General features: G+C 57.7%; 11 protein-coding genes. 7 read left to right on the top strand and 4 right to left on the bottom strand.

Annotated features, from left to right (window positions below):
- Nucleotides 1-66: 66 nt before the first annotated feature.
- The 6 genes from BUB60_RS10820 to BUB60_RS10795 all read left to right on the top strand — a co-directional run bounded on the left by BUB60_RS10820 (nt 67) and on the right by BUB60_RS10795 (nt 6,724).
- Nucleotides 67-1,605, top strand: a complete 1,539-nt coding sequence (locus BUB60_RS10820) for an FtsX-like permease family protein (protein WP_143162325.1) — start codon at nt 67-69, stop codon at nt 1,603-1,605.
- Nucleotides 1,606-2,004: 399 nt separating this feature from the next.
- The gene (locus BUB60_RS10815) at nt 2,005-2,991 is read left to right on the top strand and encodes a uroporphyrinogen decarboxylase family protein (RefSeq protein ID WP_073078799.1); all 987 of its coding nucleotides are present in this window, start codon (nt 2,005-2,007) and stop codon (nt 2,989-2,991) included.
- A gap of 161 nt (nt 2,992-3,152) precedes the next feature.
- On the top strand, nt 3,153-4,052 hold the full coding sequence (locus BUB60_RS10810) for an alpha/beta hydrolase (RefSeq protein ID WP_084726415.1): 900 nt from the start codon (nt 3,153-3,155) through the stop codon (nt 4,050-4,052).
- 295 nt (nt 4,053-4,347) lie between these two features.
- Entirely contained in the window at nt 4,348-5,244 is an 897-nt protein-coding gene (locus BUB60_RS10805) for an alpha/beta hydrolase (protein ID WP_084726414.1), read from the top strand.
- Between the two features lie 122 nt (nt 5,245-5,366).
- Nucleotides 5,367-6,224 carry a YitT family protein gene (locus BUB60_RS10800; protein WP_073078787.1) on the top strand — a complete coding sequence of 286 codons (858 nt, stop codon included), beginning with the start codon at nt 5,367-5,369 and terminating at the stop codon, nt 6,222-6,224.
- A gap of 44 nt (nt 6,225-6,268) precedes the next feature.
- Entirely contained in the window at nt 6,269-6,724 is a 456-nt protein-coding gene (locus BUB60_RS10795; RefSeq protein ID WP_084726413.1) for a GNAT family N-acetyltransferase, read from the top strand.
- Between the two features lie 110 nt (nt 6,725-6,834).
- Here the strand turns inward: BUB60_RS10795 and BUB60_RS10790 are convergent, their stop codons facing one another.
- Nucleotides 6,835-10,257 carry a pyruvate carboxylase gene (locus BUB60_RS10790; RefSeq protein WP_073078785.1) on the bottom strand — a complete coding sequence of 1,141 codons (3,423 nt, stop codon included), beginning with the start codon at nt 10,255-10,257 and terminating at the stop codon, nt 6,835-6,837.
- 371 nt (nt 10,258-10,628) lie between these two features.
- Here BUB60_RS10790 and ruvX point away from each other — a divergent pair, with 371 nt between their 5' ends.
- Nucleotides 10,629-11,039 (top strand): Holliday junction resolvase RuvX, encoded by a 411-nt coding sequence (gene ruvX / locus BUB60_RS10785; RefSeq protein WP_073078783.1) that lies wholly within the window; start codon nt 10,629-10,631, stop codon nt 11,037-11,039.
- 120 nt (nt 11,040-11,159) lie between these two features.
- Here ruvX and BUB60_RS10780 read toward each other — a convergent pair whose 3' ends face one another.
- The 3 genes from BUB60_RS10780 to ytvI all read right to left on the bottom strand — a co-directional run bounded on the left by BUB60_RS10780 (nt 11,160) and on the right by ytvI (nt 13,230).
- Complete coding sequence (locus BUB60_RS10780) at nt 11,160-11,534, bottom strand: sulfite exporter TauE/SafE family protein (RefSeq protein ID WP_073078780.1); 375 nt, start codon at nt 11,532-11,534, stop codon at nt 11,160-11,162.
- 9 nt (nt 11,535-11,543) lie between these two features.
- Entirely contained in the window at nt 11,544-11,903 is a 360-nt protein-coding gene (locus BUB60_RS10775; RefSeq protein ID WP_073078778.1) for a TSUP family transporter, read from the bottom strand.
- Between the two features lie 253 nt (nt 11,904-12,156).
- Nucleotides 12,157-13,230 carry a sporulation integral membrane protein YtvI gene (ytvI, locus tag BUB60_RS10770; RefSeq protein WP_073078776.1) on the bottom strand — a complete coding sequence of 358 codons (1,074 nt, stop codon included), beginning with the start codon at nt 13,228-13,230 and terminating at the stop codon, nt 12,157-12,159.
- Nucleotides 13,231-13,251: the final 21 nt, after the last annotated feature.

The following is a 13,251-nucleotide window of genomic DNA, read 5'->3' as shown; positions in this document are numbered from 1 at the left end:
CGGCTATCGTTATCACAATGAAGCCGAAAGAGATATTCTCATCCTTGAGCTGAAGGGGGCCTCAGAGTGTCAACCGTCAGGAGAGCATGGCTGTACATCACGCGCAAACGGGGGCGGAGCCTGTTGCTGTTCGCGATCATGTTTGTGATAGCGGTATTCGCGTTGCTGGGGCTTATGATAAAGTCCAGCGCGGATAATGCGAAAGACGCCCTGCGCAAAAGCTTGTGCAGCAGTTTCATCCTGAAAATCAACGCCGCCGACGTGGCCCTGCAGAAAATGGAATACGGTGCCCAGGGACAGGCGTATTCGGTCTACACCGGGCCGCCCATTGACGCCGGGCTCATCGACAAAATCCTGAAAATAAACCATGTAACGGATTATTACGCGTCATATCGGATGGCTTTATGGGCGGATCTTGAATTCCGGCCCGGAGTATATGCGGATATGTATCAAAGGTACGCGGCAAATCCCGGCGATATCAGTCCCGCGCAGCGGAAGATGGGCATGACGCTGGATTGGTATAGGGTGATGACGCGCAACGCGAATATATATGGCTGCAACGACAGCGCGCTCTACGATTCCTTCAGGATCGGCGCGTTTACCCTCTCCCGGGGAAGGCAGATCGGGGAAGGCGACAGGTACAAAGCGGTCATATCGACCGCGCTGGCCCAGAGAAACCGGCTGTCTGTGGGAGACACGATCACCGTTGAAGCCAGAGACGGGATCTACATACCTGCCGACGATCCGAATAAGGCGATAGGAGAACCGGCGGCGCTGGAGATCGTGGGACTGTTCGATATTAATTTTGAACAGGAGCCGTCGGTTTTGACAGCTCAAAGCGGTGAGAAAATTGCCAATACGCTTGAAATCGACTTCGCGGAGAATATGATCTTCTGCGACTTATACGCGCTGAATCAGATCGATTCGGCCGTAAAAAGCTTTATGGGTTATCCGGCCGCGGACGGCGCGCAGTTCGAAGCCGCCACGTTTTTTGTGGACGATCCTGAAAATCTGGACGCCGCCATGTCCGCGGTAAAATCGCTCAGGGAGCTTGATCCGAAATATTTTACGATAAAACCGGACGACTCGGCGTATCGGGCCGCCGCAAAGCCTTTGACAAACATGGGCATCGCCGCGGCGGTCCTCGTGGCGGCGGTCGTTGCCGGCTGCATTGTGCTGCTGGGATTGATCCTGAATATGTGGACAAAGGACAGGAAGCGTGAGCTGGGCGCCCTGATATCGCTTGGCGTACGCCGGCGGCAAATCGTGCTGCAGATGGCGCTTGAAAACGTGATGCTTGCCGCCCTGGCGCTCGCTCTTGCCGCGCTTTTGTCCGGCGCTCTGGCAAACGGCGCCGGGGACATCGCGGAAAAGCTCGCGTCTCCCAGGGGGACGGAGGAGACATATATTGTTAAGCAGGATTACCAGCTCAATCCTGTCATCGATAAGGTTTCAGCGGACCGGGTGGACCTGCAATACGGCTTGAGCGCCGGAAACGTCCTGCTCGCGGCTTTAGCGGTCCTGGGCGGCACGGCCCTGAGCGTGACCGTTACATCGCTGAACATGACGAAGCCGAAACCGAAAGCGGTAATATCAGCCCACTGAGAAAGACGGGCTCAGCTTGTCAAAAAACCCTCTTACAGAGGGCAAAGCCTCGCAGAGTTTGCCGCCGGAGCGGCAAATAAATTGAAAATTTGTCACGCAGGAGGACATGCGCCTCCGGAGTGACACTTCTCATGCAGCGCGCGGCTGAGCGCGCTGCATGCACCCCCTTGTCGATAAAGCCCAAAGGGCTTTATCGACCTGAGCCCGCTGAGAAAGGCGGGCTAACCCATCCTTCCCGGCGGCAATGCGATGCTTTGAAAGCGGCTTCGACATTTGACGATAACCTACTTGTCATATCTGACAAATAAATTGATATTTACAAATGATGTTATGTGCGTTATTATAATTTTACTGTAAGATACTGCCTGCTCGATTTTTTTATACGAAGGAGGAATGTCTGTGTTATCCTTGAAGGAAAATGTACTTGAAACATTGGAAAACGGCAAGCCGGATGCGTTTGTCAACGAGTGGGAACCCTTCCCGCAGGTATGGGACCCGATTTTTTACTATATGTATCCGCTGACACCCGGACAGACCGCGGTGAACCCCCTCGGGGTGACGCTTTTCTGGGGCGAGGAAGAGCCCGGCGCCATGCCCATTGTCAACGACAAAACCAAGGTTGTCCGCGATGTGACCAAGTGGCGCGATTACGTCAAGTTCCCTGACCTGGACAGCCTGAAGCTGGACTGGACGCAGGCCAGGGCCGACGCGGAGAAGGTCCGGGCCGAAGGCAAGTTCGTGATGGTCTGGAACGTGACGGGCATCTTCGAGTCAAGCCACTTCCTGATGGGCTTTGAGGACACGCTCTGCAACCTGCTGGAGGAGCCGGAAGCGATGCATGATCTGATCGGCGCCATCAAGAATTTCAAGAAGAAACAAATCCAGCTCCTCATTGATAACCTGCGTCCCGATGTGATCATGTTCCATGACGATTGGGGCTCCAAGCACGCGCTGTTTATGGCGCCCGATGTCTGGCGCGAGTTCTATAAGGAACCTACCAGAGAAATCTACAGCCTCATAAAAAAGCATGACATCATCGCCATGCATCACGCCGACAGCTTCTGCCAGCCCATCGCCAAGGATATGGTGGATATCGGTATCGATATCTGGGAAGGGATTCTTCCCTCCAACGATATCCAGCAGGTCAAGAAAGATACCGATTACAAGCTTGTCCTCATGGGCGGTATCGACGCCTCGATTGTTGACCGCCGCGATTGGGACGAAAAGGTCGTCCGGGACGAGGTCGCCAGGGCCTGCCGTGATTACCGCGAGGGCGGCATGTTCATCCCATGCCTTACATACGGCGGCGAGGGCAGTATCTTCCCGGGGGTCAACGACTGCATCATGGACGAAGTCAGAAAGCAAAGCAAGATTTATTTCAAATAAAATAAGCAGGCAATAAGCAAGCTGCCGCGCAGCCCCGCCGATGGCGGGGCTGCCGCATTTTTTTTGCGCTCGCTGTTAATTAATGCTATAATAAAATAAAAATTATTAATATTTCCGCTGACGGCTGCAAAATAAAAATTGATATAGATGGAGGCTGTTTCATGGACATTTTGGCAAGCTTCAATCCGTTTGAGGGGTCAATGGAGAAACCGATCCTCGATGTCTCGGAGATCCGCCGCAAGTTCCTGGAGATACCATATGCCAATGCCTCGCCGAGCCAGAGGCTCGATATTTACCTGCCGCCCGAGGGAGACGGCCCGTTCCCGGCGATCATCTTTGTCCACGGGGGCGCGTTCATCCTCGGCGACAAACGCGACGACCAGTTCCTGCAGGCGATCGGCGGCATCGGCCGCGGCTACGCCGTCGTGTCTGTCGAATACCGCCTGGCCTTTGAGGCAAAATATCCGGCGGCGATCTTTGACGTCAAGGCGGCCATCCGTTTTCTCCGTGCCAACGCCCAGGCGTATAAGCTCGACGCCGGCCGTTTCGGCCTCTGCGGCGACAGCGCCGGCGGGCACTATGCCGTGATGACCGCGGCCACTCAGGGCAATTCGGTGTTCGAGGATTTCTCGCTGGGCAACGGTACATATTCCAGCGCGGTCCAGGCCATTGCCAGCCGGTTCGGGCCTTATGATTTTATCCTCGAGAGCAGAATGGCGCGGGAGGAGCCGCCCAAGGCGGACCCCTATTTCCCGGATATTGAAATGCACCTTTTGGGCGCACACTCCGAGGATATCGGCGGCCTCGCTCATTTCACAAATCCGCTCAATTTTATTACGAGCGACCTGCCGCCGATTTTCCTGGAGCATGGTACGGACGACGTGATCGTGCCCGTCATTCACTCCCGGCAAATGGAGGAGAGGGTCCGGGCGGTCTGCGGCGCCGGACACGCGGAGCTGGTCATCCGGGAGGGCTACAATCACGGCGGCATCGACCAGCGCTGGAACGCGCCGGAGATCAACGAGGAGATGTTTGCGTTCTTCGACAAGCATTTGAAATAGCCCGCCCGCTCAGGCTGTCGATAAAGCCCTTTGGGCTTTATCCGACACAAGGCTGCATGCAGCACGCTCAGCCGCGCGCTGCATGAGAAGAGTCACTCCAGAGGCGCATGTCCTCCTGCGTGACAAGTTTTCAATTTATTTGCCGCTCCGGCGGCAAACTCTGCGAGGCTTTTTTTGACAAGCTGATAGGGGGCTTCGCCCCCTATGATCCCCAACGCGGGGCTGCGCCCCGGACCCCGTCGGGCTGCGCCATTGACATGTATATTAAAAAATAAGTATATATGGAGGCTACATTATGGAAACATGGTCCGTTAATTTTCCGCCCGAAGGGTCGATGGAGATCCCGATCATCGACGTCAGCGGTATTCGCCGCAAGTATCTGGACGTCGCATATGCAGCACAGTCCCCGAGCCAGAAGCTCGACATTTATCTGCCGCCAGAGGGCGAGGGGCCGTTTCCGACGATCATTTTTATCCATGGCGGGGCGTTCATTTTCGGCAACAAGCGCGATATCCAGTTTCTGCAGGCGATCGACGGCGTCAACCGAGGTTACGCCGTCGTGTCCGTGGAGCACCGGCTGGCCTTTGAGGCCAAATATCCCGCGCCGCTTTTCGACGTAAAGGCCGCCATTCGTTTCCTCAGGGCCAACGCGTCAAAATACCTGCTGGACCCGGAGCGCTTCGGCGCCTGCGGCGACAGCGCCGGCGGATATTACGCCGTTATGGCAGCGGCCACGGCAGGGAACCCGGCGTTTGAGGATTTCACGATGGGATATGCCGATTACCCGGCCACCGTTAAAGCCCTTGTCAGCTGGTTCGGCGTATTCGATATCATCGCCCAGGACAAGGAGGTGGAGAAGTACGGCGTCACCGATCCCAATATGCCGGATGTTGACAAGCTCTGGCTCGGCGCACATTCCAGCGAGATCGAGGGGCTCATGCATTTTACAAATCCGCTGCACTTCATCACAAAAGACTTCCCGCCCATTTACATACTCCACGGCTCGAACGACCACACCGTGCCGTGTATCCAGGCGTATCTCCTTGAGGAGAAGGTCCGGGAGGTCTGCGGCGCCGGCCATGTGGCGATGGAGATCATGGAGGGATACGAGCACGGCGGCTTGGAGCTGCGTTGGACCGAGCTGCAGAATATTGACAAGGGCTTTGCCTTTTTTGATAAGCATCTGAAATAATCAGGCTGAATATCCGCGGCTCGGTGCAGCAAGACAGACAGGCGCATGGAGCCGCGCGGATTCCCTGATTAACGCCGGAACCAGAGAAATAACGCCGGTTGAATTCATTGGGAGTGACATAATTGCATAAGAAACACGTGAGATTATCGTATATAGGAAAGTATTTTTTCCTGCTGATCGGTACCGTCATCGCCGCGGCCGGACTGGAGTTTTTCCTCGTGCCGAACAATATTATCGACGGCGGCGTCGTGGGCATCTCGATCATCACAAGCTACCTGACAAAGCTGCCGCTGGGCCTGTTTACCTTTGCCCTTAATATTCCGTTTCTGATCTTTGGCTACAAACAGATCGGAAAGACGTTTGTGATATCGTCGCTCGTCTCGATCACTGCGTTTTCGTTATGGGTCTCCGTGTTTCATCCAATCCCGGGTCTCACCCACGACGTTCTGCTGGCAGCCGTTTTCGGCGGCATCATCCTGGGTATCGGCGTCGGCCTCATCATCCGCTACGGCGGCTCTCTTGACGGTACGGAGATGGTGGCTATCGTCGTGAACAAGCGCACGGTGTTCTCGGTCGGGCAGACCGTGATGTTTTTCAACATCTTTATTCTGACCAGCGCCGGCCTCGTTTTCGGCTGGGACCGGGCCATGTATTCGCTGATCGCCTATTTCATCGCCTTCAAGGTCATCGACATCACTGTGGAGGGACTTGACGAAACGAAGGCGGCGTTTATCATTACGGAAAAAGGACAGGAGATCGCCGAGGCTATCAGCGCGCGTCTCGGCCGGGGCGTCACGCTGCTCGAAGGACGCGGCGGCTTTACGCAAAACGCGAAGATAGTGCTTTATTCCGTGATCTCGCGCCTCGAGGTCTCCAAGCTGAAAGGGATCGTGACGGATATCGACGACAGCGCGTTTGTCACGGTCTCCGATGTTTCCGATCTGATCGGCGGGAAATATAACAAAAAGAATATTCACTGATACGCTGTCCTTTTCGAGGACTTCGTGATAAGAGGTGCTCAATAATGACATTTGACATCAGGGACGCGGCGCCGGGCGACGCCAAAGCCTGCGGCTTTGTACATTATCATGCCTGGATCGAGACCTACACCGGCCTGATCAGCGACGTTTATCTGGCGTCACTCAGCCCGGCAAAGAGCGCACGGCGCTTTGCTGAGAAAAAATGCAGGGACATGGTCGTCTTGACGGCGGACGGCCGGGCCGTCGGTTTTGCCGTCTATGGTAAGACGCGGGACGGGGACCTGCCGGAGACCTTCGGCGATATCCACGCGATCTACATACTGAGGGAGTACCAGAAGCTCGGACAAGGGAGAAAGCTGCTGGAGGCGGCGATAGACAGGCTCCGCCGGCAGGGTATGACGATTTTTCCGTCTGGGTCCTGGAGAACAACGCGCCCGCCATCGCCTTTTACGAGAAGTGCGGCTTTCGCGATGACGGCACGACCCAGGAGCTCATCCTGACAACGCCCGTCACATGCAAGCGGTACATTCTCGGGAAATAAGCTTTGTATATAATTCAAAACCTCCGGCTGTCAGCTGCCGGAGGTTTTACAATTATTACTTATGTATGCCTATTTTATAACCGCCAGCAGCTCGCCCGCTTTCACGGCCGATCCCGCCTCCACGAGCACCTTGTCCACGGTGCCCGCCATCCTGGCGACGACGGAGGTTTCCATCTTCATGGCTTCGATGACGGCGAGGACCTGGTTTTCCTCGACGCGGTCGCCGGGCTTTACCGTGATCTTGGAGACCATGCCGGGGATCGAGGCGCCGATCTGGCTCTTATCCTCCGGGTCGGCCAGGACCACGTGCTTTGCCGTGCTCTCGACGGCCGGATCGGGGACGGAGACGTCGCGGCGCATGCCGTTGAGCTCGAAGTGGACGTTGCGGGTGCCGTCCTCGTTCGCCGTGCCGAGACCGAGGTATTTGATGACGAGCGTCTTGCCGTTGTCGATGCCCACCTGCGTGGTTTCGCCCACGTCCATGCCCTCAAAGAAGACGCGGCTGTCGAGATTCGATATGTAGCCGTATTCCTGGGCGTGCTCGAAATACTCGGTGACGACCTTGGGATACAGATACCAGGAGATGATCGCGCGGTCCTCCGGCCTGGCGATATATTTCCGCAGCTCCGCGCAGCCCTTGTCAAAGTCCACAGGCGGCAAAAGCTCGCCGGGGCGGCAGGTGATCGGCTTTTCGCCCTTCAGGACGATGCGCTGGAGGTCCTTCGGGAACCCCCAGGCCGGCTGGCCCATCATGCCCTTGAAGTAGCTGACCACCGAGTCGGGGAAGGTGAGCGCCTCGCCCTTCTGGACGATATTCTCCGGCGTCATGTTGTTTTGTACCATGAAGATCGCAAGGTCTCCCACCATTTTCGACGACGGCGTGACCTTTACGAGATCGCCCAGCATGTCGTTGACCGTCTTGTACATTTCCTTGACCTCGTCAAAGCGGTCGCCGAGGCCGAGGGAAACGACCTGCGGTTGGAGGTTTGTGTACTGGCCGCCGGGTATCTCATAGCGGTAAATCTCCGTCATGGGATTTTTGAGGCCGCTGTCAAAGTCCTCGTAGTACGGACGCACGTCGGACCAGTATTCGTCCAGCTCCTGCAGGCGGTTTAAGTCAAACCCCGTATCGCGGTCGGTACCCTGCAGGGCGGCGGCGACGGAGCTCATCGAGGGCTGGGAGGTGAGGGAGGACATGGACGCCGTGGCCGTGTCCACGATGTCGACGCCGGCCTCGCTGGCCATCAGGACGGCCGCCACCTGGTTGCCGCTGGTATCGTGGGTGTGGAAGCGGACGGGGATGCCGATCTCCTGCTTGAGGGTGGAGATGAGCTTTTTCGCCGCGTAAGGCTTCAACAGGCCGGACATGTCCTTGATGGCCAGGATGTGCGCGCCGCGTTTTTCCATCTCCTTGGCGAAGTCGACGTAATATTTGAGCGTATATTTGTCACGCCTGGGGTCCAGGATGTCGCCGGTGTAGCAGACGGCCGCCTCGCAGATTTTATTCTGCTTGAGGACCTCGTCCATGGCGATCTCCATGCCGGGTATCCAGTTGAGGGAGTCGAAGATGCGGAACACGTCGATGCCGCCCTTGGCTGCCTCGGCCACGAAGGCGCGGACGAGGTTGTCCGGGTAGTTTGTGTACCCCACGGCGTTGGAGCCGCGCAGCAGCATCTGGAAGAGAAGATTGGGGATCTTTTTGCGGAGCTGGTCGAGCCGGTCCCACGGAGATTCGTGCAGATAGCGGTACGCCACGTCGAAGGTCGCGCCGCCCCACATTTCCAGGGAGAACACATCGGCGAGGATGTCGGCGGTACCCTCGGCGGCCAGCACCATGTCCCGGGTGCGCAGGCGCGTGGAGAACAGCGACTGGTGGGCGTCACGGAGCGTCGTGTCGCCGATCAGGAGCTTTTTCTGCCCCAGCACCCAGTTCTTGACGGCGTCCGGCCCCTCCGCGTCCAGGAGCTGCTTCAGCCCCGGCTTCAGCGGGTTTTTCGCCTCGGGATAACGCGGCTCGCTGCATTGCCGGCGCTCGGCCTCAGGGCTTGCGACCTGGATGTTGGCGATGAACTTTAAAAGCCTGGTTGCCCTGTCGCGGGAGCCGGCGAATTCAAACAGCTCCGGCGTGTCGTCAATGAACTTTGTGTGGCAGTCGCCGGAGAGAAATACGGGGTGGTGCAGGATGTTCGTGACAAAGGGGATGTTCGTCTTGACGCCGCGGATATGCAGCTCGCTCAGGGCGCGACCCGCCTTGCGGCAGACGCCCGTGAACGTGTTGTCCCAGACGGTGACCTTGACGAGGAGCGAATCGTAATAGGGCGAAACCATGGCGCCGGCGGCCGCATTGCCGCCGTCCAGCCGGACGCCGAAGCCGCCGCCGGAGCGGTAGGAGGTGATCTTGCCGGTGTCGGGCGCGAAGTTGTTGGACGGGTCCTCCGTTGTGACGCGGCACTGGACGGCATAGCCGTTCATGTGAACGTCGGCCTGACTGGTGAGCCCGATGTCGGGGCAGCTCAGCTTCTGGCCCTCGGCGATAAGAATCTGCGCGCGGACGATATCGATGCCGGTGACCATCTCGGTGACGGTGTGCTCCACCTGGACCCGGGGATTCATCTCGATAAAGTAGTGGCCGCCGTTTTTATCTACCAGAAATTCCACGGTGCCGGCGCTTATATAGCCGACGCTCCGGGCGATTTTGACGGCGTCCTCATACAGCCGGTCCAGCGTGGACTGGGGGACGGAGAACGCCGGGGCGAACTCCACGACCTTCTGGTAGCGCCGCTGCAGGGAGCAGTCGCGCTCGCCCAGATGCAGCACGTTGCCGTGCTTGTCGGCGAGGATCTGCACCTCGATGTGCTTTGGTTCAACGAGGAATTTTTCGATAAAGATGTCGTCGTTGCCGAAGGCCTTGATGGCCTCGCTCTTGACGAGGTTGAACGCCGGCTCGACCTCCTCGGCAGTGTCGCAGCGGCGCATGCCGCGCCCGCCGCCGCCGCCCGCGGCCTTGAGTATAACCGGGAAGCCGAAGGATTTAGCCTTTTCCAGCGCCTCACCCGCGTCCTTTAAGGGCGTTGAGGTGCCCGGAATGACGGGGACGCCGCAGGAGATGGCGATGGCCTTTGCGCTGAGCTTGTCGCCCATCTTCTCCAAAACGTCGGAGGGGGGCCCGATAAAGGTGATGCCCGCGGCCTCGCAGGCCCGCGCAAAATCGGCGTTCTCGGATAAAAAGCCGTAGCCGGGATGGATGGCGTCCACGTGATGATGCCGGGCCAGATCGATGATCGCCGGAATGTCGAGATAAGCGCCCAGGGGGCTTTTGTTCTTGCCGATCAGATACGCCTCGTCGGCGTGCGTGCGGAAGAGGCTGAGCGTGTCCTCGTTGGAGTACATCGCCACCGTGTGGAGCCCCAGGTCGTAGCAGGCCCTGAAAATCCGGATGGCGATCTCGCCGCGGTTGGCGGCCAGTACTTTTTTAATTTGATGCTGCGTCATAGCTCGCTCCTCAAAATGCAGGATGTAAATCATATAATTGCAATTTAATTATATTTGTATTTGTCGGAAAGAACAAGACGGCAATGGGATATAATTCAAAATTATATAAAATGGCAATTAAAACAGCGCTTATCATGGGCGCATTGTCTTAATTGCCATACAGCTCCGCTTCATAGTCTGGGCTCTGTAATGAAATTTTGGTAAAAAATCATGCAAATTATAAAAATCGTCTGATACGCGGCGCCGCAGGGCGCTTGCGGCGGGCGGGCGTAATATCCCGCGGCCGACGCGGCCGTTGTGAAAGCGTGGCAATGCGTGTATACTTTAAAATAAATACAACGCACGTAATACGAAAAAGGATGGGTGCCCGGATGAGAATTATGGCGGTCGATTACGGAGACGCTCGGACCGGCATTGCCGTTTCGGACGAGACGGGATTTCTGGCGGGGGAGACCTTCGTTATCACCGAGTGGTCGCCCGACCGCGCGGCTTCAAAAATCGCCGAGGCGGCGCAGGCGCGCCGCGTCGGTCTTATCGTGCTCGGATACCCGAAGAATATGGATGGCAGCCTGGGTCCCCGCGCCGAAAAAAGCGAAAACTTGGCCGCCGTCCTGCGCGGAACGTACGGCCTGGAGGTCGTACTGTGGGACGAGCGCCGCACCACCGTCGACGCCCACCGCATCCTCTCCGAGGCCGGCGTCCGGGGGAAAAAGCGGAAAGGCACCGTGGACGCCGTCGCCGCGACGCTGATCCTGGAGGGGTACCTGAACAGCAAAAGGTGATGTAAAATGCCCCGCGCCGGCGCAGGGGCCGCCGCCCTCGGCGGCCCGGACCTACTACCCCTACTTCATGTCATTCCCGCGAAGGCGGGAATCCACGGCGCCCATACGCAGGCATCTAAATTATTCCTCATTTCCCTTCTTTTTGGTCCGCTTAAAGACCTCCGTCAGCCCGATGATGATGATAAAAACGCCGAAGAATTTCTTCATCAGATGCGTGTCGATGGACGTGACGAGCAGGGAGGCGCCCAGCGTCGTCAGCGCCCCGGCGCAGATGGCCGGCCAGGCCAGGGACTTTTCAATGAGCTTGTTTTTCAGATGGGAATAGAGCGCCGTGAGAGAGGTCGGCAGGAAGTACAAAAGGTTGATGCCCTGCGCCGCCTGCTGCGTCACACCGGCGAAAACCGTCATATAGATGATCAGCAGCGAGCCGCCGCCGATGCCCCAGCCCGACAGTATCCCCGTGACGAACCCGGCAAGGATGGACACGATGTTCATAAAAGCTCCTTAGGACGAAATGAGGCACCGGACGCCGCCGTAAATGAGCAGCAGTCCGAACAGCCGATGCAGCAGCTTCGTTGGTATTTTACCAAAGACGCGCCCGCCGATGAAGCCGCCCGCCAGGCCGCCGATCAGAAACGGCAGCGCCTGCAAAAGATCCAGATGGCTGCGGAAATAATAGACGGCCGCCGACACAAGGCAGAGCGGCAGAATAATGAAGACCGAGGTCGCGAACGTCTTCCGCTCGTCCACCTTCAGCCAGCAGATAAACAGCGGCACCAGGATCATCCCGCCGCCGCCGCCGAAAAATCCGTTTAAAGCGCCCGCCAGCGCGCCGGTAACGGCGGCTTTTATTTTATCCGGCATAAGTGCTTGTCCTCCTTCCCCACGCGGCAGGCCGCGCGGGGGGCCTCTATGATTTGATTTGCCGGGCGGAAGTAAATTCCGCCTCGCATAAATCTCGCTAACCCTCGATTTTACGCCACTTGGCGCGGCTCGCTCCGCTGCCAGACAGTGCCCCAGGCCCTCTCGGGCGGCCGGTGGCCGCCCGGCGGTGTGTCCTGCAGTCTATGCGTAGGGGCGATTATCAATCGCCCGTCGGCAGCCCGCTCGCCGCGTCTCAATTTTTCCACAGCTTGACATACCCCTTGTCGTTCAGATGCTTCAGCATGATGAGCCCGATGGGGAAGAGGATCATGCCGGTGACGCCAACGGAGCAGAAGCCGACGTACATGGCGATGAGCGTGGCCAGGGCCGGGAGGCCGATCTGCTTGCCGATCATTTTCGGCTCCAGGATACTGCGCACGAGGGTGTTGACTGCGAAGATGACAACGAGCGCTATGGCGGTTTTGTAGTTGCCGCCGATCAGCGTCAAAAGCGCCCAGGGGACGAGAAAGGCGCCCGAGCCCAGCACGGGCAGAAAATCGACGATGGCGACTAAAAGTGCCAGCAGCAGGGCAAAATCGATGCGCATGATCAAAAACGCCACGGTCATTTCCGCAAAGGTGATGCCGGCCAGCATCAGCTCCGCCTTGAGCCACTTGCCGAAGGTGGCCAGCAGATCCTTCCTGAAATCCCGAAGAGAGGCGTGGCGGTTTTTGGGGATCTGCCGGAGGATGAAGGCGGAAATTTCCTTGTAGCCGCAGCTGAAAAAAAAGACGCTGAGCGCGCATGTGAAAAAGAACAGGATCAGCTTCGGCGTGAATTTCGCGATGCTGGACAGGAGGCCGAGCACGTCGTCCGAAAGCGACGCGGGCAGGTCGGCGATTTTTTGAACCAGGCCGGCAATGGCGTTTTGCAGATAATCCTGGATTTCGGGCGGCGCCGCGTGGACGTATCCGTCGATCCTTTCGCCGATGAGCGATATGGTTTTCGTCAGGCTCTTGAGCAGCGACGGCAGGTCCTTGACGAAGGCGGTCAGCTCAATGACCGAGCGGCCGATGATAAGTGCGGTAAGGGCGATCAGCGCGGCGAAGACGATGACCGTGCAGAGCGCCGAGGCAAAGCCGCGCCGGATTCTGAAGCGGTCCGTCATATAATGTACCGCCGGCTCTATCAGGCGCGTGACGATGACGGCGACGATAAACGGCAGCAGCCACGGCAGAGCAAAGCGCAGAAGAAGCCATACCAATATGATGCTCGCAGCCCCGTACAGGCAGTAAAGCCCACGGCGCAGGTGCTTGTTTTCCGGCAAGTAACATCACCACACACAAAA

The sequence above is a fragment of the Sporobacter termitidis DSM 10068 genome (genome assembly GCF_900130065.1).
Classification (GTDB): Bacteria; Bacillota; Clostridia; order Oscillospirales; family Oscillospiraceae; genus Sporobacter; species Sporobacter termitidis.
This window is presented reverse-complemented; position numbering and strand designations above follow the sequence as displayed.